Raw genomic sequence first — 25,536 nt, forward strand, 5'->3', positions numbered from 1 at the left:
CCACCGGGGTGAGCGGAACCCTCTTGACAATACCCCTGACGCCGGATAAGGCGCCCGTCAGGATTTCAGCGCCCCGCGTGGCATGAAACAATCGGATCGGCTCACCGGTCACGAAAGCGAGCAGGAGACACACCACCATGCGCATCGGAGTTCTCACCGCAGGCGGCGACTGCCCCGGCCTGAACGCCGTCATCCGATCGGTGGTGCACCGGGCTGTCGCCCAGTACGACGACGAGGTCATCGGTTTCGAGGACGGCTTCCGGGGACTGCTCGACGGCCACTACCGCACCCTCGACCTGGACGACGTCGGCGGCATCCTGGCCCGCGGCGGCACGATCCTGGGCTCCTCGCGGCTGGAGCGGGACCGCCTGCGCGAAGCCTGCGAGCTGGCCACCGACATGGTGGAAGAGTTCGGCATCGACGCGCTGATCCCGATCGGCGGCGAGGGCACGCTGACGGCGGCGCGCATGCTGTCCGACGCCGGCCTGCCGGTCGTCGGCGTCCCGAAGACCATCGACAACGACATCTCCTCCACGGACCGCACCTTCGGCTTCGACACCGCGGTGGGCGTCGCCACGGAGGCGATGGACCGGCTCAAGACCACTGCCGAGTCCCACCAGCGGGTGATGGTCGTCGAGGTCATGGGCCGGCACGCGGGCTGGATCGCTCTGGAGTCCGGGATGGCCGCGGGCGCACACGGCATCTGCCTCCCCGAGCGCCCCTTCGACCCCGCCGACCTGGTCAAGATGGTCGAGGAGCGCTTCTCCCGCGGCAAGAAGTTCGCCGTCGTGTGCGTGGCGGAGGGCGCCCACCCCGCCGAGGGCACGATGGACTACGGCAAGGGCGAGATCGACCAGTACGGCCATGAGCGCTTCCAGGGCATCGGCACGGCACTCGCGTACGAGCTGGAGCGGCGGCTCGGCAAGGAGGCCAAGCCGGTCATCCTCGGGCACGTCCAGCGGGGCGGCACACCCACCGCGTACGACCGCGTCCTCGCGACGCGGTTCGGTTGGCACGCGGTGGAGGCGGCGCACCGGGGGGAGTTCGGGAGGATGACGGCGCTGCGGGGGACGGACGTCGTGATGGTGCCGCTCGCCGAGGCGGTGACCGAACTGAAGACGGTGCCGAAGGACCGGATGGACGAGGCCGAGTCCGTTTTCTGAAGGGCGCCATACGTCAGGGGGCCGGGGTCTCGACCCGCCTCCAGAAGTGGGCCACCACCTGGGCCAGGAACTCCTGGCCCCTTCTTTCGGCCTCTGCCGACGCGGGCGAGTCGCCCCATGACAGCGTTGCCGTCATCTGGCCCTGGTAGGCCTCGTGCAGGTCGCGCAGGGCGTCCTCGATCAGGTGCTTGTCCAGCGGGAGCAGTTTGCCCACCGGCCGGACCTGGCCCTGCCAGCGGGTGGTGGCCGCGCTGCGGAGCAGGTCGGCCAGCTTCTCCTCCCTTCCCGTGACGGTGATGAAGTCCGCCAGGGATAGCCGGAGCAGCTCGGCCAGGGCGGCGGACTGGCGTTCCGTGCCCCGCCAGTTCTCGTCCTCCTCCATCTCCAGGTAGCCGAGGAGATCGAGGCCGACGGCCGACGCCACCTCCTCCGGAGCGATGCCCTGCGCGATCCGGTGTTCGCGCAGGGTCCGCGGCCGGCCGATCAGGTCACCCGGAAGACACCACAACACCCCCGCCAGCGCGGTGAGTTCGGGGCTGGTCGGGGTCGCCGCCCCCTGCTCCCAGGCGCGCACGAGATCGGGGCTGGCGTACGGCAGCCCGTACGACGCCCGTAGATCGTGGGCCACATGCTCGGGCCCCATGCCGAGAGCGGCGCGGAGCCTGCGGGCGGCGGGGGCGTTGAAGGGGGGACCTGGCTGGTTCGGCAGAGCTGGGGGTCGGCGCACAGCCGCCAAGGTAAGGGTGCGCGAGGGTGCGGACTACGGTCCGTTCGGCCAGGAACACGGATGGTGGGAACGTACGGATTCACCGTTGGTGCTTACCTGTTCATCCCTTGACGGCGCCCCCCAGTGCGAACCCACCGCCCAGCCGGCGCGCGACCAGCACGTACAGCAGGATCACCGGCGTCGAGTAGATGACGGAGAACGCGGCGAGCTGGCCGTAGGCGACCATGCCACGGTTGCCGAAGAAGTCGTTGATGCTGACCGAGGCGGGCATCTGGTCCGGCGAGAGCAGCAGCATGAACGGGACGAAGAAGTTGCCCCACATCATCACGAAGGCGAAGACGGTGACGACGGCGAGACCGGGTCCCATGAGCGGAAGCACGATCCGCACCAGCGACTGGGCGGAGTTGGCCCCGTCCGTCCAGGCGGCCTCCTCCAGCTCCTTCGGCACGCCGTCCATGAAGTTCTTCATCAGCCAGATGGCGAACGGGAGTTGGGAGGCGGCGAAGAACAGGATCGTGCCCTGCATGGTGTCGATGAGATTGATCCGCACGAACAGCGCGTACACCGGCACCATGATCGCGGTGATCGGCAGGCTCGTCGCGAACAGGACGGAGAGCAGGAACGGCCGGTTGAGCCGGGACCGGTAGCGGGAGAGCGGGTAGGCGGCGAGGGCGGCGCAGACGACCGTCAGCGCGGTGGCGCCCCCGCACAGGATCAGGCTGTTGAGCAGCGGGGTGTAGGTGATGTCGGGGGTGAGGATCGCGTCGAAGTTGCCGAAGGTGAACCCGTCCGGGACCTTCACCCGGAGACCGGCGTGCGGGTCGACGGCGGAGAGCACCACCCAGGCGAGCGGGAGCACGAAGGCGGCGGCCACGACGAGCAGGCCGAGGTCGGCGGCCAGGCGCCGGGACCGGCGCCTGGAGCGGTGTCCGGAACCGCGTCGGGAGCGGGGCATCTGGTTGTCTCACACCTCCGTACGCAGCAGCCGCATGTAGACGACGGAGAAGAGCGAGCCGACGAGAAGCAGCAGCAGCGCGACGGCGGTGCCGTACCCGATCATGCTGTTCTGGAAGGCCTGTTCGTACATGAAGAGGGGCAGTGTCTGGCTCCTGTCGCCCGGCCCGCCCCGGGTCATCACCCAGATCAGCCCGAACACGGACAGCGTCTGCAGCGTGTTGAGCATCAGGTTCGTCCCGATGGACCGCCGGATCATCGGCAGCGTGATGTGCCACATCCGCCGCCAGCCGCCGGCGCCGTCGACCTCCGCGGACTCCTCGATCTCGTCCGGTATCTCGTCGAGGGCGGCGGAGTAGACGAGCATCGAGAAGGCGGTGCCCCGCCACACGTTGGCGAACGACACGGCCAGGATGGGCAGGGTGAACAGCCAGTTCTGGGACGGCAGATGGAGGAAGTCGAGGATGGCGTTGAGGGTCCCCTCCTTCCGGAAGAACGCGTACAGCAGGAACCCGGCGACGACCTCCGGCAGCACCCACGCCGTGATCACGATCCCGCCGGTGAGCGTCCGCACCGGTTTGGATGCCCGCCGCATCAGCGCGGCGAGCGCCAGCCCCAGCGTGTTCTGCCCGAGCAGCGAGGACAGCACGGTGAAGACGAGGGTCAGCCAGACGGCGTTCAGGAAGGCGTCGTCGTGGAACGCCCTGCGGAAGTTGGCGAACCCGACGAAGGAGGCGTGCGCCTGGCCGGTGAGCTGGAGGTCGGTGAAGGCGATGTAGGCGCAGTAGACGATGGGCCCGGCGAGGAAGAGAAGCAGCAGGACGAGGGCGGGGGTGAGGGGGAGGGCGCGGGAGATTCGACGCGTGATCGCTGTCACTGGGTGACCACTTGGTTGCCGGTGACGTCCTTGAGCGTCGAGTCGTAGGTACTCGCGGCCTTCTCCACGGACGCGTCCCCGGTGGTCACCCCTTCCATGGCCTCCTGGATGGCGGTGGAGACCTTCGGGTACGCCGGGTAGGCGGGCCGGTAGTGGGTGCTCGCGACGAGATCGGTGAAGAACTTGATGCCGGGCTGGGCGGACGCGTACGAAGGATCGCCCGCGACGTCCTTGCGCACCGCGATCCCCGAGTTGGCGATGTACCACTTCTCGGCGTTCGCCTTGGTCTGCATGGTCTTGACGAAGTCGAAGGCGAGATCGGGGTTGCCGGCCTTGGCCGGGACGGACCAGGTCCAGCCGCCGGACATGCTCACCTTGCCGGGGGCCTGGCCCTGTTGGGTCGGCATGTACGCCAGCCCGAGATCCTTGGACCAGTCGGGCCACTCGTGCCCGCTGTTCCTGCCCCACGACTGCGGCAGCCAGGACCCGTCGAGGTTGATGCCCAGCTTGCCCTGGGGCATCAGCTCACCCCATACGGTGTTCCGGTAGTTGGGATCGAGCGCGTCGGAGACGTCCGGCCCCAGCTTGTCCTTGTACACGGTCTCGACGAACGACAGCGCGTCCTTGAACCCCTGGCTCCCGGCGATCCACTTCTTGCTCGCCTTGTCGTACAGGGGGTCGGAGGTCCCATCGCCGGTGCCGTAGAGCAGCATCTCGAAGCCCTGCATGGTGGCGGTCTCGCCGGCGGGTTTGCCGGTGTAGACGTTGAGGGGCGTGACGCCGGGGACCTTCTGCTTGATGGTCCGGGCGGCGGCGAGCACGTCGTCCCAGCTCTTGGGCTGCCAGTCGGCCGGCAGCCCGGCCTTCTCGAACACGCGCTTGTCGAACCACAGCCCGCGGGTGTCGGTCCCGTCCGGCACCCCGTACGTCTTCCCGTCCTCCCCTCGCGCCGCGGCCTTGGCGGTGTCGATGAACTGCCCCCAGTCCCGCCACTTGGCGAGATAGGAGTCGAGGGGCTTCAAGTACCCGCTGGTGATGTCGGAGTTGATGAGGAAGGTGTCCTCGTAGACGAGGTCGGGCGCGGTTCTCGGCGACCGGAGCATCTGCTCCAGCTTGGTGTAGTAGTCGGCGTCCGAGGCCTTGATGGGGACGAGCTCGACCTTCTTCCCCGGGTACTCCTTCTCGAACTGCTTCTTGATGTCCGCGAGGTAGTTGTCCGTCACCTTGACGGTGTTGTCCATGGACTCCTTGAAGGAGACCTTGACGGTGTCGGGACTGCTCCCGGATCCGCTGCTGCAAGCGGTCAGGGAGGCGGCTGCGGTGACGAGGGAGAGGGCAAGGATGCTGACGGCGGTGGGGCGCACGGGCACGACCTCCTCGGGACGCACTGCGCTGTGGCCTGGGGGTTCGTCTCTCTTGCCGTGTGAAGGTAAGTGGAGTGGTCTAGTCAGGTCAATGCGTGTGCGGGGGTTTGCTGTGTGGGGGAGGGGTGAGGATGCGCGTCGCGGTGCTGGAGAAGACCAAGGTGCGCGCGCCGGTCGGCCCCTACTGCACGGATCCCTCATCTGGATACGCGGCCTTGCCCCGGGGACGCGGTTGCGGTGCCCGGCCGGCGAGCCGGACGCCGCAACCGCGCACGTCAGGCCGACGCGGTGACCGCTCCGCCGAAGTGCCGGGCGAAGAACCGGACCGCGCTGTCGGCCTCGAACCGGGGCAGCTCCTTGTGCTCGCCCGAGTTCACGTGCAACGACTTCTCCTTCGAGGCGAAGGCGTCGAACAGCGCGAGACCCTCCTCGCGCGAGATGTGCTCGTCGTCCCACTGCAGATCGAACTCGATCGGGATGGTGATCTGCCTCGCCTTCTCGGCCAGGACAGCGGGCCAGTGCTGGCCGAAGACCGCGGCGGTGATCCGGGGTTCGACCGCCGCCAACGGCACGCCGATCGCGGTGCCCATGTTGATGCCCCAGTAGCCGACCGGCCCATCGGTGCCGATCTCCGGAAGCTCCTGGAGGGCGTCCAGCGTTGCCTGCCACTCGGGCACGGCGAGCTTTGCCAGGTGATCGTTGTAGGGCAGTTCCGCCGACCGGCCGGTGAAACCCAGCGGGCGCGGCGGCAGGGTGGCCGTCGCCTGGGGGACCGGGCCGTGGATCGTGCCCTTGCCGCTAGTGTCCGGTCCGCTTGCCGGTGACGGGACCGTGGAAGATGCCGCCCCGGAAGTCGATATGGTCGCCCCCGTACCGTACTTGGGGATCCTCCTTGGAGTCCGAGGACTCCCGGGGCCGGTGCTTGCGCAGGATTCCCACCGCCACCGACGCGGCCCGCTCGGCGGCGCGTATCTGCGAGCCCGAGGCGTCGGCCGCGTGCTTGTCGGCGTTGGCGAGGTCGCTGATGCCACGGATCACCAGAACGTCCAACTGGCCGTTCAGGTGGGCCGCGTGGGCGGCACCGGTGCCCTCCATCTCGATCGCGCAGGCGTCGTTGTAGTGGCGGCGGATGTGATCGGCGAAGACCGACTGGTCGTCGGCCAGAACTACATCGCCGACGGCGATCGGCTTGCGGTGCCCCCGTACGTCCGGCATGTCCCGCAACGCGGACCGCGCGGCCTGCACCAGCCGGTGCGAGCCGAGCCACACCTCGGGGCGCGCCTGGAAGCCGTCCGGTGTCTGCTTGCCGCCGTGGATGGCGTACACCTTCGTGCCGACGACGACGTCACCGATCTCGATGTCGTCCTTGAGCCCGCCCGCGACCCCGACGAACAGCACCACCTCTGGGCCGAGCCAGTCGACGATCTGAGTGGTGAGCGAGGCGGCGGTCAGTGCACCCACGCCCAGCTCGGCGAGCGCCACGGTCCACCCGGTGTCCGCGAGCCGGCCGAGTTCGGCCCGGGTGCCGTTGGGATGGACGATCTCCTCGGCATCGACGAGATGGGGGCGCACGGCGTCGTACTCCTCCGGCAGAGCGGTGAGGAGGACGGCTGCGGCGGTGGGACGCGGTCGCTTCGCGGGCATCTGTCCAAGGTAGCGACAAGTTGCCTGTACGGACGACGGTATGGTCGTCCGGCGTCGATCGGGCCGTCGGGTGGGGGAGAGCCGTATGCCGGAGCAGGGCGTCACCGTCGGGCAGTTGCTGCTCGCCGAGTACCAGACCGTCAAGGACGAGCAGAAGGCGCGGATCGGGTTCCGGGACAACCTGCTGTACGTGACGCTCGGTGTCGTGGCCGCCGTCATCGCCGCGGCGGCGCAGGCGAAGCAGCCGTCGATGCTGCTTGCCCTGCCTCCCGTGTGTGTCGTTCTCGGGTGGACCTACCTGGTCAACGACGAGAAGATCACGGCGATCGGGCACTACGTGCGGGAGGACTTGGGGCCGCGGCTCGGGCAACTTGCCTCCGCCGGCGATGACTTCGCCACCTTCGGCTGGGAGGCCTATCACCGGACCGATGTCCGGCGGCGGACCCGCAAGATGATCCAGGCTGTGATCGACCTGACCGCGTTCTGCGCGGTGCCGCTGGCCGCGCTGGTGGTGTTCTGGGCGGGTGGGGACGGTGGCGGGTTGCTGGTCGGGCTGTCGGTGGTGGAGGCACTCGCGGTGGTGGGGCTCGGGGCGCAGGTCCTGCTGTATATGAGGCCGGTGGGACCGGCACGGACCTCCGTCTGACGTCGCTCCCGTTGCACAGCTCGGCCCTACCGCCCCCGCCCCCACCGATAAACCAACTCCGGCCTCCCCACCTGCCCGTACAACGGGCTCCGCCCAGCCCGTCCCGCCTCCACCAAGTGCTCCAGATACCGGCGAGCAGTGATCCGGGAGATCCCCACGCTCTCTGCCAGCGCCGCTGCGGTCAGCCCCTCCTCGGCCTCTCGCAGGGCCACGGTCACCCGCTCCAGAGTCGGCGCGCTCAAACCCTTCGGAAGCGCCGCAGGCGACGGTGCACGGAGCGCCGCCAGCGCCCGGTCCACCTCGTCCTGCCCGCTCGCCTCGCCCACCGCCGCCCGGAACTCCGAGTACCGGGTCAGCCGGTCGCGGAGGGTCGCGAAGGTGAACGGCTTCAGGACGTACTGGACTACGCCCAGCGAGACGCCTTCCCGTACCACCGCCAGATCCCGCGCCGACGTCACCGCTATGACGTCCGCCTGATGGCCCGCCGCCCGCAGTGACCGGGCGAACTGCAGGCCGTGCACGTCCGGCAGGTGCAGGTCCAGGAGCAGCAGATCCACCGGAGTGCGGTCGAGGATCCGCCGGGCCTCCGCTCCCGTGTGCGCCTTGCCCACCGCCACGAATCCCGGTACCCGGTCCACGTACATCACATGCGCGTCCGCGGCGACCGGATCGTCCTCCACCACCAGCACCCGGATCGGTTCACCGGTCATCACGCGTCACCCCCCGCCATCGACGCCCGCAGCGGCAGTCGTACCTCGAACACCGCCCCGCCCTCGGGTGCCTCCGTCACGGTCAGGGTGCCCTCCAGACGGGTCACCGCCTGGCGTACGAGCGCCAGGCCCAGCCCCCGGCCGCCCGGCCCCGCCGGCTTCGTCGAGAAGCCGCGCTGGAAGACCAGCTCCGCGTGCGCGGGGTCCACCCCCGCTCCCGTGTCCGTCACCCGCATCACCAGCTCGGCTTCCTCCGCGTAAGCGGTCACTGTCACGCGCGCCCCCACCGACCCCTGGGCCGCGTCCACCGCGTTGTCGATCAGGTTGCCGAGAATCGTCACCAGATCGCGTGCCGACAGGCTCTCCGGTAGCAAACCGTCATCCAGCCGGCTCTCGTCCGAGACCACCAGCTCGACGCCCCGCTCGTTCGCCTGGGCCGTCTTGCCCAGGAGGAGGGCGGCCAGGACCGGTTCGCTGACCGCCGCCACCACCTGGTCGGTCAGCGCCTGCGCCAGTTCCAGCTCCGCCGTGGCGAAGTCGACGGCCTCCGACGCCCTGCCCAGCTCGATCAGCGAGACGACCGTGTGCAGACGGTTCGCCGCCTCGTGCGCCTGCGAGCGCAGCGCCTGCGTGAAGCCCCGCTCCGAGTCCAACTCGCCCATCAGGGACTGGAGTTCGGTTACGTCGCGGAGGGTGACCACTGTTCCGCGGCGCTCGCCGCCCGATACCGGTGAGGTGTTCACCACCAGGACCCGGTCCGCCGTCAGATGCACCTCGTCCACCCGCGGCTCGGAGGCCAGCAGCGCACCGGTCAACGGGGCCGGCAGGCCCAGTTCGGCCACCGAGTGCCCGATCACGTCCCCTTCCGAGCCCACTCCCAGCAGCTCCCGACCCCCGTCGTTGATCAGCGCCACCCGGAACTGCCCGTCCAGCATCAGCAATCCCTCGCGCACCGCGTGCAGCGCCGCCTCGTGGTAGTCGTGCATCCGGCTCAGTTCCGCCGCGTTCATACCGTGGGTGTGGCGGCGCAGACGGGCGTTGATGACGTATGTGCCGAGCCCGCCCAGCACCAGGGCGCCCGCCGCCACCCCGAGCAGCGCCGTGACCTGTTCCTGGACCCGCCGGCTGATCGCCTCCACCCTGATGCCCGCGCTCACCAGGCCGATCACCCGGCCGTTGTCCTCCACGGGGGTCACCGTACGCACGGACGCGCCCAGGGTGCCCTTGTAGGTCTCGCTGAAGGTGTGGCCGTGCTGGGCCGCGTCGATGTGGCCGAGGTACCGCCTGCCGATCTGGGTCGGGTCGGGGTGCGTCCAGCGGATGCCGTCCGGGGTCATGATCGTGATGAAGTCGACCCCGGTGTCCCGCATGACCTGGAGGGCGTACGGCTGGAGCAGGGCCGAGGGGTTCTTCGTGTGGATCGCCGTACGGACGGAAGGCGCGTCGGCGACCGAGCGGGCCACCGCGGTCGCCTGGCGGGTCGCCGCGTCCTCGGCCTGGTGGCGGTCGCTGACGTAGGTGAACAGCGCGTACCCGGCCACGACCACCGCTATCAGCACGGCCTGCATGGCGAAGAGCTGCCCGGCCAGGCTGCGAGGTCTCGGGACACGGGGGATGCGCATGGAGTCAGTGTGCCTCGCCGGGCCGACGCGGCTTCCGTTCACCGACCGCCGTACTCGCCGATGTACTCAATGAACACAAGGGTGACCGGCCTCACAGAGCAGGAGATAGTCACCGCAACGAGGAATGAACGGAAGTCGGACACTCGGTTCCGGCCATCACTTCCCGCCCCTCGAAAGCCGCATCCCCAGCCCCATCCCCCGGACGTGAGCCGCACGCCGGTAGTACCGACGAAGACGTCAAGGAGGCGAGCCGTGACGACGACGCCTACGGCCCCAGCCGCACCCGCCGTTAAGAGAGACCGCACCCATTACCTCTACATCGCGGTGATCGCCGCGGTGGCGCTGGGTATCGTCGTGGGCCTCGTCTGGCCCGACGCCGGTGTCCAGCTCAAGCCCCTCGGCACCGGCTTCGTCAACCTCATCAAGATGATGATCTCGCCGATCATCTTCTGCACGATCGTGCTCGGTATCGGCTCCGTACGGAAGGCCGCCAAGGTCGGTGCCGTCGGCGGTATCGCGCTCGGCTACTTCCTGGTGATGTCGCTGGTCGCGCTGAGCATCGGGCTCGTCGTCGGCAACATCCTGCACCCCGGTGACGGGCTGCACCTCACCAACGCCATCAAGGCCACCGGGCACAGCCAGGTGGACTCCGAGGCGCTCGGCCCGGTCGACTTCGTACTCTCGATCATTCCGACCACCTTCGTCTCCGCCTTCACCGAGGGCCAGGTCCTGCAGACGCTGCTCATCGCGCTGCTCGCCGGGTTCGCGCTGCAGGCCATGGGGTCGGTCGGGCAGCCGGTGCTGCGCGGTGTCGAGCACATCCAGCGGCTCGTCTTCCGCATCCTGGGCATGATCATGTGGGCCGCGCCGATCGGTGCGTTCGGCGCCATCGCGGCCGTCGTCGGGTCCGCCGGTATCGACGCGCTCAAGAGCCTCGCCGTGCTGATGCTCGGCTTCTACGTGACCTGTGTGCTCTTCGTCTTCGTGGTGCTCGGCGCGATCCTGCGGATCGTCGCCGGACTGAACATCTTCACGCTGTTCAAGTACCTCGCCCGTGAGTTCCTGCTGATCCTGTCCACCTCCTCCTCCGAGTCCGCGCTGCCGCGGCTCATCGCGAAGATGGAGCACCTGGGTGTCAGCAAGGCCGTGGTCGGTATCACCGTCCCGACCGGCTACTCCTTCAACCTCGACGGCACCATGATCTACATGACCATGGCGTCCCTCTACATCGCCGACGCCCTCGGTACGCCGATGTCGGTCGGCGAGCAGATCCCGCTGCTGCTCTTCCTGCTGCTGGCCTCCAAGGGCGCGGCGGGCGTCAGCGGCGCCGGTCTGGCCACGCTGGCCGGTGGTCTGCAGTCGCACAAGCCCGCACTGGTCGACGGTGTCGGTCTGATCGTCGGTATCGACCGCTTCATGAGCGAGGCCCGCGCCCTGACGAACTTCGCGGGCAACTCCGTCGCCACCGTCCTGATCGGCACCTGGACCAAGGACATCGACAAGGCCCGGATGCAGCAGGTGCTCGCCGGTGAGCTGCCGTTCGACGAGACGACGCTGCTGGACGAGGGCGCGGACGCGAAGCCCGAACTGCCCGAGCAGCGCGAGGAGTTGGCCAAGGCCTAGGCGCCGCCCCCCGAAAGACACCGGACGTCCGGCCCGGCCTGAACCCGGGCCGGCCGTCCGGTCACCGCTCTCCGGGCGGCTGAGAACTCCCCCCGTTGCTCAGCCGCCCGGAGGCATGTCCGCCGGCAGAAAACCGCTACTCGCTCAACTCGGCCACCAGCTCGGCGGCCTTGGAGGCGGGCACGCCCGCCGCCGTCAGTGCGCTGACCGCGGCGGAGCGGCCCGCCTCCTTCGCGTCCAGCAGGCCGTCGTTCACCGCCTCCATCACCGCGAACAGCAACTGCTCGTGCACGTACGCCAGGGCCGGCGCCGGCAGCGGTGAGCTGAACACGCCCTCGTCGAGGCCGCGTCGGAGGACCGCCGTCTTGTTCTCGCGCAGTGGCGCCAGCCGGTCGCGGATGCCCTGCACGGTGACCGTGCGCTGGGCGAGGCCGACCAGCAGCCGGTAGCGGTCGGCGATCTCCCAGATCGCGAGCACCGACCGGGCCACCGCCTCCGCCGGGTCCGCAGTCTCCCTGCGGGCTCCCGCGTCCGCGGCCACCACCGCCTCCACCGCGCCGTCGACGAGCGTGGCGAGGAGCGCCTCACGGCTGGGGAAGTGGCCGTACACGGTCCGCCGTACGACCCCCGCGGCGCGGGCGATCTGGTCCATCGAGGCGTCGGGGTCGCGCAGCAGCTCGGCGAGGGCGACATCGAGGATACGGCGCCGGTTCGCGTCGGCGCGGGAGCCGGCGCCGGTGTTACCCGTGGTCATGGCTGCCATTCTGCCTGCCCGGCGAGCGGGCTCACGTTCTCTCCGCAAGTGCTTCACCTCCTTCATTTGCACACTGCTGTGCAGTTGGCTTACATTGCACATGGTTGTGCAATTGCACGCCACTGTGCAAGTTCTGTCGCGCGTGAGGAAGGCGATCCCTGCCATGCGACTCGTCGTCAACGAACCGGTCGAGAGGACGCAGCGGCCGTACCCGCGCCGCTGGTGGGCGCTGCTCGTCCTCTGTCTGAGCCTGCTGATCATCGTGATGGCCAACACCGCCCTCACGGTCGCCGCCCCCGACATGACCTCCGACCTGGGGCTCAGCAGCTCCGACCTGCAGTGGGTCATCGACGGCTACACCGTCCCGTACGCGGCCCTGATGCTGCTGTTCGGCGCGATCGGCGACAAGTACAGCCGCCGGGGAGCGCTCATCCTGGGCCTGGTCGTGTTCGGCGGCGGAGCCGTCTTCGGGTACCTCGCCGACAGCGCCACGACCGTGATCGCGGCCCGTGCCGTGATGGGCACCGGTGCCGCCCTGATCATGCCCGCCACCCTCTCCCTGCTGGCCGCGACCTTCCCGCGTGCCGAGCGGGCCAAGGCGATCACGCTCTGGACCGCCACCGCGGGGCTCGCCATCGCCGCCGGACCGGTGGTCGCCGGCGCCCTGCTGCGCGACCACGGCTGGTCCTCGACCTTCCTCATCAACGTGCCGATCGCTGCCGTCGCCATCGTCGGCGCGCTCGTCCTCGTACCGCCGAGCAGAGCCGGTCACCACGACCGGATCGACTACGTCGGCGGACTGCTCTCCGTGCTCTGGATCGGCTCGCTGGTCTACATGATCATCGAGGGGCCGCACTTCGGCTGGGGCGTCAGGGCCGTCACGGCGGCGGTCGTCGCAGGCGTCGGCCTCGTCGCCTTCGTCCTGTGGGAGCTGCGCCACCCGCGCCCGGTCCTGGACGTCCGCCGCTTCGCCCACCGCCGCTTCGCCGGTTCCAACCTCGCCGTCGCCCTCTTCTTCCTCGCCGTCTTCGGTGCCTTCTACTACCTCACCCAGCACCTCCAGTTCGTCCTCGGTTACGACGCTCTCGGGACCGGTGTGCGGATGCTCCCGCTGGCCGGCGCGGTCTTCGTGGGCTCGGCCCTCACCGGCTGGCTCACCCCGCGCGTCGGCATGAAGTGGACGGTCACGGCGGGCATGGTCGGCGGTACGACCGCGCTCGCGCTGCTGACCCAGGTGGACGGATCCTCGACCTACGGCGACTTCGTCGCCCCGCTGATCGTCCTCGGCCTCGCCATCGGGCTGGCGCTCTCGCCCTGCACCGACGCGATCATGGGTGCCTTCCCGGAGTCCGAACTGGGCGTCGGCGGCGCCGTGAACGACACCTCGCTGGAGCTCGGCGGCTCCCTCGGCATCGCCCTCCTCGGTTCGCTCCTGTCGACGTCGTACGGTGACCACCTCGCCGACGCCACCGGCGGCAGCAAGCTGCCCGCGAGCACGCTCGCCACCGCGCAGGACTCGGTCGGCGCCGGTTACGCGGTCGCCCAGGGCATCGGCGAGAAGGCGAAGCAGGCCGCGGCCCAGGCGGCGCAGGCCACCGACCCGCAGCAGGCGGCGCAGTTGAAGGCGCAGGCGCAGCAACTGGCGCAGGGCGCCCGGCAGATGGCCGACGCCGTCGGCTCCTCCTTCGCCCACGCCGTGGCCCACACCAGCCTGGTCGGCGCGGTGATCCTGGGTATTGGCACGCTCCTCGTGGCCTTCCTGCTGCCGCTCCGTGAAGTCGCGGTGTCGGACGTGAAGACCGAGGAGAAGGAGTTGGTGGAAAGCTCGTATCGGCGATTGGTATGCCTCGTTCGTCGTCCCGGCCCGTATCGACCTGCTGCCGAGAACGGGCCAGGTGCTCGGTGTGGACTGGGGCGTGAAAGAGATCGCGACCATTACCTCGGATGCCCACGACCTCCCACATCCTGAGCATGGCAAGAAGACCAAGACCAAGCTGACCCGTTATGGCCTGATGACGGCCCGCCGCAAACCGAAGAAGGGGCAGGCGGCCTCGAAGGGTTACCGCGACGCCAAGAGGTTGCGGGCGAAGGCGTACCGGAAGATTGCCCGGCAGAGGCAGGACGCCGCCCGCAAGTGGGCCAAGAGGATCGTGCGGGACCATGACGCGATCGCGGTGGAGGACTTCCGGCCGAAGTTCCTTGCCAAGACCGGCATGGCGCGCAAGGCGGCTGATGCCGCGATCGGCGCGACGAAGCAGGCTCTACTGGAAATGGGCCGTAAGCACGGGCGGGATGTACGTCTGGTGCATCCCGCGCACACCACCATGGACTGCGGACGCTGCGGAGCGAGAACCAAGCACGCACTCCCGTTGTCGGAACGTACTTACACTTGCACCGCGTGCGGAGCCGTCTCTCCGAGGGACGAGAACTCTGCGCGTGTGATGCTGGTCCGGGCTGGTCTGGCCCCGGCTGGTGTCGAGGGCGTAAGACCCCCTGGAGCGCAGCTCCAGGAGGCGGCCTGAGCCAGGAATCCCGTCTCACCAGAGGGGGGAGCAGTCAAATGCCCCTTGCGCGCGTGCCGGATCAGCCGAAACGGCCCGTTCGTACGCGGCATCGATGAATGTACGGAGGCACACGGGGGATGAAGATCGACTGGGACCGGCGGACCTGCTCGCGCAAGGGCCACACGACCTACGCGCCGGACGACCCGCGGCTGCGGGTGCGGCTGCACGCCCAGACCGCGGTCGGGGACGCCTGGCGCTGTCTGCGCTGCGGTGACTTCGTGCTCGGTGAGCCGCACGGCTCGGGGCCGGCCGCGGACGCCCCGCTGGTGCCGCGCGGGAAGGTGCTGCGGGACCTGTTCATCCTGCGCTTCCTGGCGATCGAGCGGGCCGTGCGCGGGGTGTTCATCGTGCTGGTCGCGGTCGCGGTGTGGAGGTTCAGCAACAGCCAGGACGCGGTGCGCAGGTTCTTCAACGAGAACCTGGATGTCTTCCGGCCGGTGTTCAAGCACTTCCACTACGACCTCGACCATTCACCGGTCGTCGGTTCCATCCAGAAGGCCTTCGGCTACAAGCACTCCACACTGCTGCTGGTGGCCGCACTGCTGCTGGCGTACGCGCTGATCGAACTCGTCGAGGCGGTCGGTCTCTGGTACGCCAAGCGCTGGGCGGAATATCTGACGGTGGTGGCCACCGCCGCCTTCCTGCCGCTGGAGATCTACGAACTCACCGAGAAAGTCAGCTATATCAAGATCGCGACTCTGGTGCTGAACATCCTCGCCGTCCTCTATATCGCCCTCGCCAAGCGGCTGTTCGGGCTGCGTGGCGGGCGCAGGGCCTTCGACGAGGAGCGGCACAGCGCCTCGCTGATGGAGGTCGAGGAGTCGGCCGGGGTCCGGTCGGCCTAGCGTTGACGCCGACGTCAACGCCTACGGTCGTATCCATGCGAATCGGCGAGCTGGCCGCACGGGCCGGGACCACCACGCGCACCCTGCGGTACTACGAGGCCCGCGGGCTGCTGCCCGCGCGACGCTCCGGGAACGGTTACCGGACGTACGACGAGAGCGATCTGAAGCTGCTCACGCAGATCCGGACGCTGCAGGACTTCGGGTTCGAGCTGGAGGAGACCCGGCCGTTCGTGGAGTGTCTGCGGGCCGGGCATCCGGAGGGCGACACCTGCCCGGCCTCGCTCGCGGTCTACCGGCGCAAGCTGGCGGAGCTGGACTCGCTGATCGGCGAGCTGCAGGCGGTGCGGGCGACGGTCGGGGCCCAGCTGGAGCGGGCCGAGCGGGTGCGGGACGAGCTGGCCGCCGAGGCGCTGGTTCCGGGGGGTCCGGAACCGACGTGCGAACTGGGAGGGCATGAGCGATGACCATGGTGGACGCGCTGACCGAGGTGACGGACGAGACTTTCGCGGCGGAGGTGATCGGCGCCGGGCTGCCGGTGCTGGTGCAGTTCACCGCCGACTGGTGCGGGCCGTGCCGGCAGCTGGCGCCGGTGCTGAAGGACATCGCCTTCGAGGAGGGCGACCGGTTGAAGATCGTCCAGCTGGACGTGGACCGCAACCCGGAGACGACCGTGGCGTACGGCGTGCTGTCGACGCCGACGCTGCTGGTCTTCCAGGGCGGTGAGCCGGTGCGGTCGATGGTGGGTGCCAGGCCCAAGCGGCGGCTGCTGGAGGAGCTGTCCGACGTGCTGAGCTGAACCGGCCGCTTATACGAAGAATCCCCCGGGCAATTGCGCTCGGGGGATTTCTTTGCGTATATTCAAGAGTTCGCGACTTCAAGTCGATGGCAAAGTCGGACGAGTCGCGAAGAAGTTCAGTGGGCACAGTATATCCGGGCGGGAGCGGAATTGTCAAACACCGAATTTCCAGACGATGAATTGCGGCACGAGCAGGAATTCATCGACGGACTGTACGCACGGGTGGACGCGCTGCGCGGCGACACCGAGGGCTCGGTCGCGGACGCCCTCGCCCTCGGCGACAAGCCGATGCAGGCCCGCCTGGAGCGGGACATCCTGGTCGCCGAGCGCTCCGGGCTGCTCGCCGCACTGAACGCCGTGGACGGCTCGCTCTGCTTCGGGCGCATCGACCTGACCTCGGGGACCAAACACCACATCGGGCGGATCGGGCTGCGCCTGGACGACGCCGAGCGCACCCCGATCCTCGTCGACTGGCGTGCCGAGGTCGCCCGCCCCTTCTACCTGGCCACCGGCCACACCCCGATGGGCCTGCGCCGCCGCCGGCACATCGCCACCGACGGCCGCCGGGTCAGCTCCCTGCACGACGAGATCCTCGACCTCGGCGACCAGGAGCGCACCGGGCACGAGGACCCCACCGGTGACGCGGTGCTGCTCGCCGCGCTCGACTCGGCCCGCACCGGCCGGATGAACGACATCGTGCAGACCATCCAGGCCGAGCAGGACGAGATCATCCGCGCGCCCCACCGGGGAGTTCTGGTGGTCGAGGGCGGGCCGGGGACGGGCAAGACCGCGGTCGCGCTGCACCGGGCCGCCTATCTCCTCTATGAATACCGGGAGTTGCTCGCGAAGCGGGCGGTCCTGATCGTCGGTCCCAACCCCGCCTTCCTCGGCTACATCGGCGAGGTGCTGCCCTCGCTCGGCGAGACGGGCGTGCTGCTGGCGACCGTCGGCGAACTGTTCCCCGGGGTGAAGGCGAGGGCCGCCGACACCCCCGAGGCGGCCGCCGTGAAGGGCCGCGCGGACATGGCGGACGTGCTCGCCGCCGTCGTACGGGACCGGCAGACGCTGCCCGACCCCGTCCTTGCCATCGAGCACGACCGCGAGGTGCTGATGCTCGACGACGGCCTGGTGAACATGGCCCGGGAGCGCACCCGCGCCGCCCGGCTCCCGCACAACGTGGCCCGCGAGTACTTCGAGGGACACATCCTCAACACCCTCACCGAGCTGTACGCCGAGCGGGTCGGCACCGACCCCTTCGACGGCAGCAGCCTCCTCGACCCCTCCGACATCACCCAGATCCGCGACGAACTCGCCGAGAACCCCGAGGTCTGGACCGCCGTCGACCAGCTGTGGCCGCTGCTCACCCCGCAGCGCCTGGTCGCCGACTTCCTCGCCGCACCCGAGGGATACGTCGGTGCCGAGGACGCGGCCGCGATCCGCCGCCCGGTGACGCGGGCCTGGACGGTCTCGGACGTCCCGCTCCTCGACGAGGCGGCCGAGCTGCTGGGCGTCGACGAGCGCGTCGCCCGCGCCCGGGCGGAACGCGAGCGCGAGACGCAGATCGCGTACGCCCAGGGCGTCCTCGACGTGTCGTACGCCTCCCGTACCTACGAGTTCGACGACAAAGAGGATGAGGACTCCGAGGTCCTCTCCGCGCACGACATCATCGACGCCGAGCGGTTCGCCGAGCGCCAGGAGGAGGACGACCACCGCAGCGCGGCCGAGCGGGCGGCGGCCGACCGCACCTGGGCGTTCGGGCACATCATCGTCGACGAGGCGCAGGAACTCTCCCCGATGGCCTGGCGGTTGCTGATGCGCCGCAGCCCGACCCGCTCGATGACCCTGGTCGGCGACCCGGCCCAGACGGCGGAGGCGGCGGGCGTGGGCTCCTGGTCGGAGATCCTCGAACCGTACGTCGAGGACCGCTGGGACCACACCCGCCTCGGCGTCAACTACCGGACCCCGTCCGAGATCATGGACCTCGCCGCGGCCGTGGTCCGCGCCGAGAACCCGGACTTCGAGCCGCCGAGCTCGGTCCGCTCGACGGGCGTACCGCCCTGGATCCGGCAGGCCCACGACGACCTCCCCGGCGCCGTCGAGAAGGCGGTGGCCGAACTCACCCCCACCGAGGGCCGCCTCGCGGTGATCGCCCCACGCGATCTGCACCGCTCCCTGGCCGCCCGCCTGGACGGCGTCACGGCCGGCGCCGAGCCCGACCTGACGCGGACGGTCGTCCTGCTCGACCCGCGTCAGGCCAAGGGGCTGGAGTTCGACTCGGTCCTGGTGGTGGAACCGGCCCGGTACGGCACCAGCGACCTGTACGTGGCCCTGACCCGGGCCACCCAGCGGCTGGGCGTGCTGTACACGGACGAGCTGCCGGAGGCGCTGGCCACCGGTGTCACCGGGCCGTAGCGGGACTCCCGCTGGGCGACGGCGGCGGATAGCTGGGGTGCAGCGCGGCGGACAGGGGCGCCAGCGACGCGCACAGCGCGGTCGGGAAGTCCGGTTCCCGGTGCTGCACCGCCGTGCAGCCACCGGTCGCCGTCCCGAAGAACGGCTTCCAACCGGTGGGCTCGGCACGGAAGAAGGAGCGGTCGCCGAGGCGGGACGTGCAGGCGGAGTCCTTGGTGTCGTCGCCGCACGCCGGTCCGGTGCGCCAGGAGAAGTCCAGCACCAGCCACTTGCCGTCGCAGTGCTCGGCGTCGCGGTAGGAGTGCATGGGCGCGCCGACGGCGATCATCGCCTGGTCGTAGGAGGCCGGGGTGCAGCCGGTGGCCGGCGGGTTGCAGCCGAGCTCCCCGCACAGCCGTAGCGCGGGCGGCTTCGCGCCCTCGGCGGTGAAGACCGTGGAGTTGTCGACCACCAGCTTCCGCTCGCCCAGCGGCTCGGGCAGCCGTAGCCGTGTGGTGGCCGTCTTCTCCTTGGTGCACCCGGAACTCGGGTCACCATAGGCGGTGCTGTAGGTGATCTGCACATGTACGGCGCCCGGCACGGCGCCGTACTTGGCGTCGGTGTCCACCGCCTTGAGGTCCCGGTAACACGGGCGCGGGCCGACGGGCACCTTGGTGTCGAGGCTCAGCGTGCGGTGGTCGGCGGCGAGCCGGGCGCCGGTGACCGCAGTGGGCGACACATCGGTCCACGGTACCGGCCCGGTCTGCGTGGGTGCGGCCCCTTTGCCCTGTCCCGCCACCACTGTGCCGCAGCCGCCCAGTAACAGGACGGCGACGGCACACAGCAGGGCGGTCAATGATCTGCCAGGTCTCACGTGCCTCGATCTCCCCGTGTCGCACGTCTGTTGACCCGATCACTGTACGAGCTAGGCGGGCCGCAGCCACACCGTGGCCAGTGGGGGCAGGGTCAGGCGGATGCTGGTGGGGCGGCCGTGGGACGGGTGGTGCTCCGGCTTCACCGGGTCGGGGTTGGTGACACCGCTGCCGCCGTACCGGGCCGCGTCCGTGTTGAGGGTCTCGTGCCAGGCGGGGATCTCCTCCGGGACGCCCAGGCGGTAGTCCTGGCGGACCGCGGGGGAGAGGTTGGCGACCACGAGGAGCGGGGAGCCGTCGGCGTCGAGCCTCAGGAAGGCGAAGACGTTGTCCTCGGCCGCGTCGCCGGCCACCCACTGGAAGCCGCTGGGATCGGTGTCCCGCTGCCACAGGGCCGGGGTGGCGCAATAGGTGGTGTTGAGGTCGCGCACCAGGTCGCGTACGCCCCGGTGGTCGGCCTCGGCACCGTACTCCGGGTCGAGGAGCCACCAGTCCGGGCCGTGCACCTCCGACCACTCCGCTCCCTGCGCGAACTCCTGGCCCATGAAGAGGAGTTGCTTGCCGGGGTGGGCCCACATGAAGGCCAGGTAACCGCGGAGATCGGCGCGCTGCTGCCACCAGTCGCCCGGCATCTTCGAGACGAGCGAGCGTTTGCCGTGGACGACCTCGTCGTGGGAGATGGGCAGGACGTAGTTCTCGCTGTACGCGTACACCATCGAGAAGGTCATCTCGTGGTGGTGGTAGCGGCGGTGGACCGGCTCATGGGCCATGTACTCGAGGGAGTCGTGCATCCAGCCCATGTTCCATTTCAGGCCGAAGCCGAGGCCGCCGCTGTCGGTGGGGCGGGTGACGCCCTCCCAGGCCGTCGACTCCTCGGCGATGGTCACCACGCCCGGGACCCGGCGGTAGACCGTCGCGTTCATCTCCTGCAGGAACGCCACCGCGTCCAGGTTCTCCCGGCCGCCGTGCTCGTTCGGCGTCCACTGGCCCGGTTCGCGCGAGTAGTCCAGGTAGAGCATCGAGGCGACCGCGTCCACCCGCAGCCCGTCGATGTGGAACTCCTCGCACCAGTACACGGCGTTGGCGACAAGGAAGTTGCGGACCTCGCGGCGGCCGAAGTCGAACTCCAGGGTGCCCCAGTCCGGGTGCGCGGCCCGCTGCGGGTCCTCGTGCTCGTACAGCGGGCGCCCGTCGAACTCGGCCAGCGCCCAGTCGTCGCGCGGGAAGTGCGCCGGCACCCAGTCCATCAGCACACCGATCCCGGCCCGGTGCAGGGCGTCGACCAGGTACTTGAAGTCGTCGGGGGTGCCGAGGCGGGCCGTCGGTGCGTAGAAGCCGGTGACCTGGTAGCCCCAGGAGCCGCCGAAGGGGTGCTCGGCGACCGGCATCAGTTCGACGTGTGTGAAGCCCAGATCGGATACGTACGCCGGCAGTTGCCCGGCCAGTTCGCGGTAGGTCAGGCCGGGGCGCCAGGACGGGAGATGTATCTCGTAGACCGAGAAGGGCGCCTCGTGGACGGGGGTGTCGGCCCGGTGTGCCATCCACTCCTCGTCGGTCCACTCGTGGCGGGACGCGTGCACGATCGACGACGTCTCCGGCGGGGCCTGGGTCCGGCGGGCCAGCGGGTCCGCGCGCAGGGTGCGGGAGCCGTCCGGGCGGGTGATGTCGAACTTGTACAGCTCGCCCTCGCCGATCCCCGGCACGAACAGCTCCCAGACCCCGGAGGAGCCCAGCGAGCGCATCGGATACCCGGTGCCGTCCCAGAAGTCGAAGCCGCCGGCCAGCCGTACGCCCCGCGCGTTCGGCGCCCACACCGAGAAACGGGTGCCGGCCACGCCCTGGTGGATCGTCGGGTGCGCGCCCAGCACCTCCCACAGCCGCTCGTGCCGCCCCTCGCCGATCAGATGCAGGTCCAGATCGCCCAGGGTCGGCAGGAAACGGTACGGGTCCTCGGTCTCCTGGACCGTCCCGTCGTACGCCACCAGCAGCCGGTAGACCGGCACCTCGGAGAGGGGGAGCAGGGCGGAGAAGAAGCCGTCGCCGTCGTCGTGCAGTTCGGCCCGCAGGTCCTTGCCGGCGACGACCGTCACCGCTCGGGCGTACGGCCGGAACGCGCGGACTGCGATCCCGCCCGGGACCGGATGCGCGCCCAGGACGGAGTGCGGGTCGTGATGGGTGCCGTGCAGCAGCCGTTCGCGGTCGCCGGCGGCTGTGGACTCGGGCTTCTTCGAGGTCACGGACGTGTCTCCCGGGGTCAGATCAGGTCGGTGGTGGCGAGGCGGTGTACGGCCGACAGGGGTACGGGGAGCCAGTCGGGGCGGTGCCGGGCCTCGTAGACGACCTCGTAGACGGCCTTGTCGGTCTCGTAGGCCCGCAGCAGGACGGGATCGGTGCGCGGGTCGGCGCCGCTGATCTCGGCGTATCCGGAGCAGTAGGCGGCCCGGCAGCGGCTCGCCCAGCCGGGGGCGGGCGGGGTCACCGAGTGGGCCGCGTAGTCGAAGGAGCGCAGCATGCCGGCGATGTCCCGCACCGGCGGCTGTGGCATCCGGCGCTCGGCCAGCGGACGGGCCGGCTCGCCCTCGAAGTCGATCAGCGACCAGTCACCGGACGGCGAGCGCAGACACTGCCCCAGGTGCAGATCGCCGTGCACCCGCTGGGCGGTCCAGGTGCGGCCCTCGGCGGCGAGCTGGGCCAGCGCCCGGTAGGCGGACCGCAGTCCGTCCTCGTACGGCCGCAGCGCCGGTACCGCCTGCGCGGCCGCCGCCAGCCGCTCGGTCATACCCGCGACCTCCGCCTCCAGCCGGCTGTGCCCGAGGGTGGCGGTGGGCAGGGCGCGGGCCAGTGCCGTGTGCACCTCGGCGGTGGCCCGCCCCAGCGCCCGTGCCTCGGCCGTGAAGTCCTCGCCCTTGGCCAGTTCACGCAGGGCCAGTTCCCAGCCGTCCGTCGCGCCGCGTACGAAGGGCTGGAGGACGGCCAGGACGTACGCGTCCCCGTCCAGCTCGGCCCGCAGCCAGGCCGTCGGTGCGGGCACCCGGGCGCAGCCCTCGCGGGCCAGCGCAAGCGGTATCTCCAGATCGGGGTTGACGCCGGGCACGACCCGGCGCAGCAGCTTCAGAATGAACGTATCTCCGTAGACCACCGACGAATTGGACTGCTCGGCGGTCAGCAGGCGGGCCACCAGCCCGTCGCGTATCTCCTGGCCCGGGGCGCGCTCGAAGCGCAGCCCGCCGATGCGGGCCCGGGTGCGCAGCGCCTCCAGGAGCACCTCGGCGGGCCGGGGGTCGTACAGGGCGTCGTACACCGTGCGTCCGGCCAGCGGGCCGTCGGTCACGTGTCCGATCAGTGCGGGCGCCAGCCGGGGTGGCAGCGTCTCGCGCACCCCTATGAGCAGCTGGTAGCAGTCGCCGGCCTCGGCGGGGGCGGGTGGCTGCTCGGCGCGGACCAGCAGATGATGCAGGCCCAGCCTGCCGTCCGACGGCAGGAGTTCGGTCTCGGCCACCGGAGAGAAGCCGGTGACCGGGCTGCCCTTGCCCGCGAACCAGCGTTGCCGGGGCAGCCAGTCGCGCAGCAGGGGATCGAGCGAGGCGAGGAGGGCGGGCGTTGAGGGGGTGACCGTTTCCGCCATGGCGGTACGTCCTTTCCCCGGGGTCGTCGGGGGTGTTGGTGATGCGTTCCCCGGGCGGGCCGGGGGAAACCGCACCCGCCCGGGCTCTCGTCTATTGAGCCGCGTCCGCGCGCAGCCGGAACCAGTAGAAGCCGTGCCCCGCCAGGGTCAGCAGATAGGGCAGTTCGCCGACCGCCGGGAACCGCACCCCGCCGAACAGCTCCACCGGATGCCGGCCGGTGAAGCGCCGCAGGTCCAGCTCGGTGGGCTGGGCGAAGCGGGAGAAGTTGTGCACGCAGAGGACCAGGTCGTCCCCTTCTTCCCCGGACAGGGGGGCCTCCCGCAGGAACGCGATCACCGCCGGGTTGGAGGACTGCAGTTCGGTGTAGGACCCCAGTCCGAAGGCGGGATTCTGCTTGCGGATCTCGATCATCCGCCGGGTCCAGTGGAGCAGGGAGGACGGGGAGGACATGGACGCTTCGACGTTGGTGACCTGGTAGCCGTAGACCGGGTCCATGATGGTCGGCAGGTAGAGGCGCCCCGGGTCGCAGGAGGAGAAGCCCGCGTTGCGGTCCGGCGTCCACTGCATCGGCGTGCGGACGGCGTCCCTGTCACCGAGCCAGATGTTGTCGCCCATGCCGATCTCGTCGCCGTAGTAGAGGATCGGCGAGCCGGGCAGGGAGAGCAGCAGCGCGGTGAACAGCTCGATCTGGTTGCGGTCGTTGTCCAGCAGCGTGGCCAGCCGTCGCCTGATCCCGATGTTGGCGCGCATCCGCGGGTCCTTCGCGTACTCGGCCCACATGTAGTCGCGTTCCTCGTCGGTGACCATCTCCAGGGTCAGCTCGTCGTGGTTGCGCAGGAAGATGCCCCACTGGCAGCCGGACGGGATGGCCGGGGTCTTCGCGAGGATCTCCGACACGGGATAGCGGGACTCCCGGCGCACCGCCATGAAGATCCGCGGCATGACCGGGAAGTGGAACGCCATGTGGCACTCGTCGCCGCCGCTGCGGTAGTCGCCGAAGTAGTCGACGACGTCCTCCGGCCACTGGTTCGCCTCCGCCAGCAGCACCACGTCGGGGTACTGGGCGTCGATCTCCTTCCGCACCCGCTTCAGGAAGTCGTGGGTCGCCGGCAGGTTCTCGCAGTTGGTGCCCTCGCTCTGGTAGAGGTACGGCACCGCGTCCAGCCGGAAGCCGTCGATGCCCAGGTCCAGCCAGAAGCGGAGCGCGGAGAGGATCTCCTCCTGGACCGCCGGGTTCTCGTAGTTGAGGTCCGGCTGGTGGGAGAAGAAGCGGTGCCAGTAGTACTGCTTGCGGACCGGGTCGTAGGTCCAGTTGGAGACCTCGGTGTCGACGAAGATGATCCGCGCGCCCTGGTACTGCTTGTCGTCGTCGGCCCAGACGTAGTAGTCGCCGTACGGCCCGTCGGGGTCCTTCCTCGACTCCTGGAACCACGGGTGCTGGTCGCTGGTGTGGTTCATGACGAAGTCGATGATGACGCGCATACCGCGCTGGTGGGCGGCGTCCACGAACTCCACGAAGTCGGCGAGGTCACCGAACTCCGGGAGCACGGCGGTGTAGTCGGAGACGTCGTAACCGCCGTCCCGCAGAGGGGACTTGAAGAAGGGCGGCAGCCAGAGGCAGTCGACGCCGAGCCACTGCAGATAGTCGAGCTTCGCGGTCAGGCCCTTGAGGTCGCCGATGCCGTCGCCGTTGCTGTCCTGGAAGGAACGGACCAGGACCTCGTAGAAGACGGCGCGTTTGAACCAGTCCGGGTCCCGGTCCTTCGCCGGAGTGTCCTCGAAGGTGTCCGGGACGGGTTCGTTGACGATCATATTGTGGGTGACCCTCCGATCTGCGGGGACGGTCGCAGGACGGTGAGGATGTGCGCGGCCCGGTGACCCGGTGCCAGGCGCACATAGTTGGCCCTGCCCCAGTTGTAGGTTTCGCCGGTGAGCTCGTCGCGCACCGGCACCGACTCATGCCAGTTCAGGCCGAGTTGCGGCATGTCCAACGAGACCGTCGCCTCCTGGGTGTGGTGGGGGTCGAGGTTGACGACAACCAGAACCGTGTTCGATCCGCTCCGCTTGCTGTAGACGATCACCTCTTCCTTGTCGGCGTGGTGGAAGTGGATGTCGCGCAGTTGCCGCAGGGCCGGGCTGTTGCGGCGGACGGTGTTGAGGTGGGTGATGAGCGGTGCGATGCCGTCCGTTTCGGCGAGTGCCCAGTCGCGGGGCTTGAGTTGGTACTTCTCGGAGTCGAGGTACTCCTCGCTGCCTTCCCTGGGCGGGGTGTTCTCGCAGAGTTCGTAGCCGCTGTAGATGCCCCAGGTGGGGGAGAGGGTGGCGGCGAGCACGGCGCGGGCCTCGAAGGCGGGGCGG

At 69.8% G+C, this 25,536-nt stretch carries 21 protein-coding genes and 2 pseudogenes; 9 read left to right on the forward strand and 14 right to left on the reverse strand.

The features are described 5' to 3' along the window. The first annotated feature begins 137 nt into the window (after nt 1-137). A complete protein-coding gene (locus tag ACIRR9_RS29715; protein WP_403757884.1) occupies nt 138-1,163 on the forward strand; it encodes an ATP-dependent 6-phosphofructokinase in 1,026 nt (341 codons plus the stop codon). Between the two features lie 13 nt (nt 1,164-1,176). On the opposite strand, the gene ACIRR9_RS29720 is transcribed toward ACIRR9_RS29715, so the two are convergent. The 6 genes and pseudogenes from ACIRR9_RS29720 to ACIRR9_RS29745 all read right to left on the reverse strand — a co-directional run bounded on the left by ACIRR9_RS29720 (nt 1,177) and on the right by ACIRR9_RS29745 (nt 6,729). After that, nucleotides 1,177-1,890 carry an XRE family transcriptional regulator gene (locus tag ACIRR9_RS29720; protein WP_403757887.1) on the reverse strand — a complete coding sequence of 238 codons (714 nt, stop codon included), beginning with the start codon at nt 1,888-1,890 and terminating at the stop codon, nt 1,177-1,179. A gap of 100 nt (nt 1,891-1,990) precedes the next feature. Next, entirely contained in the window at nt 1,991-2,845 is an 855-nt protein-coding gene (locus tag ACIRR9_RS29725; protein ID WP_403757890.1) for a carbohydrate ABC transporter permease, read from the reverse strand. Between the two features lie 9 nt (nt 2,846-2,854). Then, nucleotides 2,855-3,721, reverse strand: a complete 867-nt coding sequence (locus ACIRR9_RS29730; RefSeq protein WP_403757893.1) for a carbohydrate ABC transporter permease — start codon at nt 3,719-3,721, stop codon at nt 2,855-2,857. Further along, entirely contained in the window at nt 3,718-5,091 is a 1,374-nt protein-coding gene (locus ACIRR9_RS29735; protein WP_403757896.1) for an extracellular solute-binding protein, read from the reverse strand. Before ACIRR9_RS29735 ends, ACIRR9_RS29730 begins: the two co-directional genes overlap by 4 nt. Nucleotides 5,092-5,360: 269 nt before the next feature. Continuing rightward, nucleotides 5,361-5,789, reverse strand: a pseudogene (locus ACIRR9_RS29740) (alpha/beta hydrolase); the annotation flags it as partial. Between the two features lie 94 nt (nt 5,790-5,883). After that, nucleotides 5,884-6,729, reverse strand: coding sequence for a nucleosidase (locus ACIRR9_RS29745; RefSeq protein WP_403757899.1), 846 nt, complete (start codon nt 6,727-6,729; stop codon nt 5,884-5,886). Nucleotides 6,730-6,814: 85 nt separating this feature from the next. Here ACIRR9_RS29745 and ACIRR9_RS29750 point away from each other — a divergent pair, with 85 nt between their 5' ends. Then, nucleotides 6,815-7,375 carry a hypothetical protein gene (locus ACIRR9_RS29750; protein ID WP_403757901.1) on the forward strand — a complete coding sequence of 187 codons (561 nt, stop codon included), beginning with the start codon at nt 6,815-6,817 and terminating at the stop codon, nt 7,373-7,375. A gap of 26 nt (nt 7,376-7,401) precedes the next feature. Here the strand turns inward: ACIRR9_RS29750 and ACIRR9_RS29755 are convergent, their stop codons facing one another. Continuing rightward, a complete protein-coding gene (locus ACIRR9_RS29755; protein ID WP_123974049.1) occupies nt 7,402-8,085 on the reverse strand; it encodes a response regulator in 684 nt (227 codons plus the stop codon). Beyond that, nucleotides 8,085-9,707 carry an ATP-binding protein gene (locus ACIRR9_RS29760; RefSeq protein ID WP_403757905.1) on the reverse strand — a complete coding sequence of 541 codons (1,623 nt, stop codon included), beginning with the start codon at nt 9,705-9,707 and terminating at the stop codon, nt 8,085-8,087. The genes ACIRR9_RS29755 and ACIRR9_RS29760 overlap by 1 nt, the downstream gene beginning before the upstream one ends. A 252-nt stretch (nt 9,708-9,959) precedes the next feature. Between ACIRR9_RS29760 and ACIRR9_RS29765 the strand changes: the two genes are divergently transcribed. After that, nucleotides 9,960-11,330, forward strand: a complete 1,371-nt coding sequence (locus ACIRR9_RS29765) for a cation:dicarboxylate symporter family transporter (protein WP_384556446.1) — start codon at nt 9,960-9,962, stop codon at nt 11,328-11,330. A gap of 136 nt (nt 11,331-11,466) precedes the next feature. Here ACIRR9_RS29765 and ACIRR9_RS29770 read toward each other — a convergent pair whose 3' ends face one another. Beyond that, nucleotides 11,467-12,093 carry a TetR/AcrR family transcriptional regulator gene (locus ACIRR9_RS29770; RefSeq protein WP_403757908.1) on the reverse strand — a complete coding sequence of 209 codons (627 nt, stop codon included), beginning with the start codon at nt 12,091-12,093 and terminating at the stop codon, nt 11,467-11,469. A 154-nt stretch (nt 12,094-12,247) separates the two neighbouring features. Between ACIRR9_RS29770 and ACIRR9_RS29775 the strand changes: the two genes are divergently transcribed. The 6 genes from ACIRR9_RS29775 (at nt 12,248) to ACIRR9_RS29800 (ending at nt 18,701) form a co-directional block, all read left to right on the forward strand. After that, on the forward strand, nt 12,248-14,053 hold the full coding sequence (locus ACIRR9_RS29775) for an MFS transporter (protein WP_403757911.1): 1,806 nt from the start codon (nt 12,248-12,250) through the stop codon (nt 14,051-14,053). Beyond that, nucleotides 13,959-14,606, forward strand: a complete 648-nt coding sequence (locus ACIRR9_RS29780; protein WP_403757955.1) for an RNA-guided endonuclease InsQ/TnpB family protein — start codon at nt 13,959-13,961, stop codon at nt 14,604-14,606. The genes ACIRR9_RS29775 and ACIRR9_RS29780 overlap by 95 nt, the downstream gene beginning before the upstream one ends. A 119-nt stretch (nt 14,607-14,725) precedes the next feature. Next, nucleotides 14,726-15,493: a DUF2127 domain-containing protein gene (locus ACIRR9_RS29785; protein ID WP_403757914.1), complete on the forward strand. Its 768-nt coding sequence runs from the start codon at nt 14,726-14,728 to the stop codon at nt 15,491-15,493. Between the two features lie 35 nt (nt 15,494-15,528). After that, a complete protein-coding gene (locus tag ACIRR9_RS29790; protein WP_365348771.1) occupies nt 15,529-15,957 on the forward strand; it encodes a MerR family transcriptional regulator in 429 nt (142 codons plus the stop codon). Continuing rightward, on the forward strand, nt 15,954-16,289 hold the full coding sequence (locus ACIRR9_RS29795; RefSeq protein WP_403757917.1) for a thioredoxin family protein: 336 nt from the start codon (nt 15,954-15,956) through the stop codon (nt 16,287-16,289). The genes ACIRR9_RS29790 and ACIRR9_RS29795 overlap by 4 nt, the downstream gene beginning before the upstream one ends. A gap of 180 nt (nt 16,290-16,469) precedes the next feature. After that, the gene (locus ACIRR9_RS29800) at nt 16,470-18,701 is read left to right on the forward strand and encodes a HelD family protein (RefSeq protein WP_403757919.1); all 2,232 of its coding nucleotides are present in this window, start codon (nt 16,470-16,472) and stop codon (nt 18,699-18,701) included. On the opposite strand, the gene ACIRR9_RS29805 is transcribed toward ACIRR9_RS29800, so the two are convergent. The 5 genes and pseudogenes from ACIRR9_RS29805 to ACIRR9_RS29825 all read right to left on the reverse strand — a co-directional run. Beyond that, a complete protein-coding gene (locus tag ACIRR9_RS29805; RefSeq protein WP_403757922.1) occupies nt 18,688-19,419 on the reverse strand; it encodes a hypothetical protein in 732 nt (243 codons plus the stop codon). The genes ACIRR9_RS29800 and ACIRR9_RS29805 overlap by 14 nt on opposite strands. Nucleotides 19,420-19,605: 186 nt before the next feature. Next, nucleotides 19,606-21,789: a 1,4-alpha-glucan branching enzyme gene (glgB, locus tag ACIRR9_RS29810; RefSeq protein ID WP_403757925.1), complete on the reverse strand. Its 2,184-nt coding sequence runs from the start codon at nt 21,787-21,789 to the stop codon at nt 19,606-19,608. 17 nt (nt 21,790-21,806) lie between these two features. After that, nucleotides 21,807-23,177: a maltokinase gene (locus ACIRR9_RS29815; protein WP_403757928.1), complete on the reverse strand. Its 1,371-nt coding sequence runs from the start codon at nt 23,175-23,177 to the stop codon at nt 21,807-21,809. A 91-nt stretch (nt 23,178-23,268) separates the two neighbouring features. Further along, nucleotides 23,269-24,990 carry a maltose alpha-D-glucosyltransferase gene (gene treS / locus ACIRR9_RS29820; protein WP_403757931.1) on the reverse strand — a complete coding sequence of 574 codons (1,722 nt, stop codon included), beginning with the start codon at nt 24,988-24,990 and terminating at the stop codon, nt 23,269-23,271. Beyond that, nucleotides 24,987-25,536, reverse strand: a pseudogene (locus ACIRR9_RS29825) (alpha-1,4-glucan--maltose-1-phosphate maltosyltransferase); the annotation flags it as partial. The gene treS and the pseudogene ACIRR9_RS29825, both read right to left, overlap by 4 nt.

The sequence above is a fragment of the Streptomyces sp. NPDC101234 genome (assembly GCF_044767525.1).
GTDB lineage: Bacteria > Actinomycetota > Actinomycetes > Streptomycetales > Streptomycetaceae > Streptomyces > Streptomyces sasae.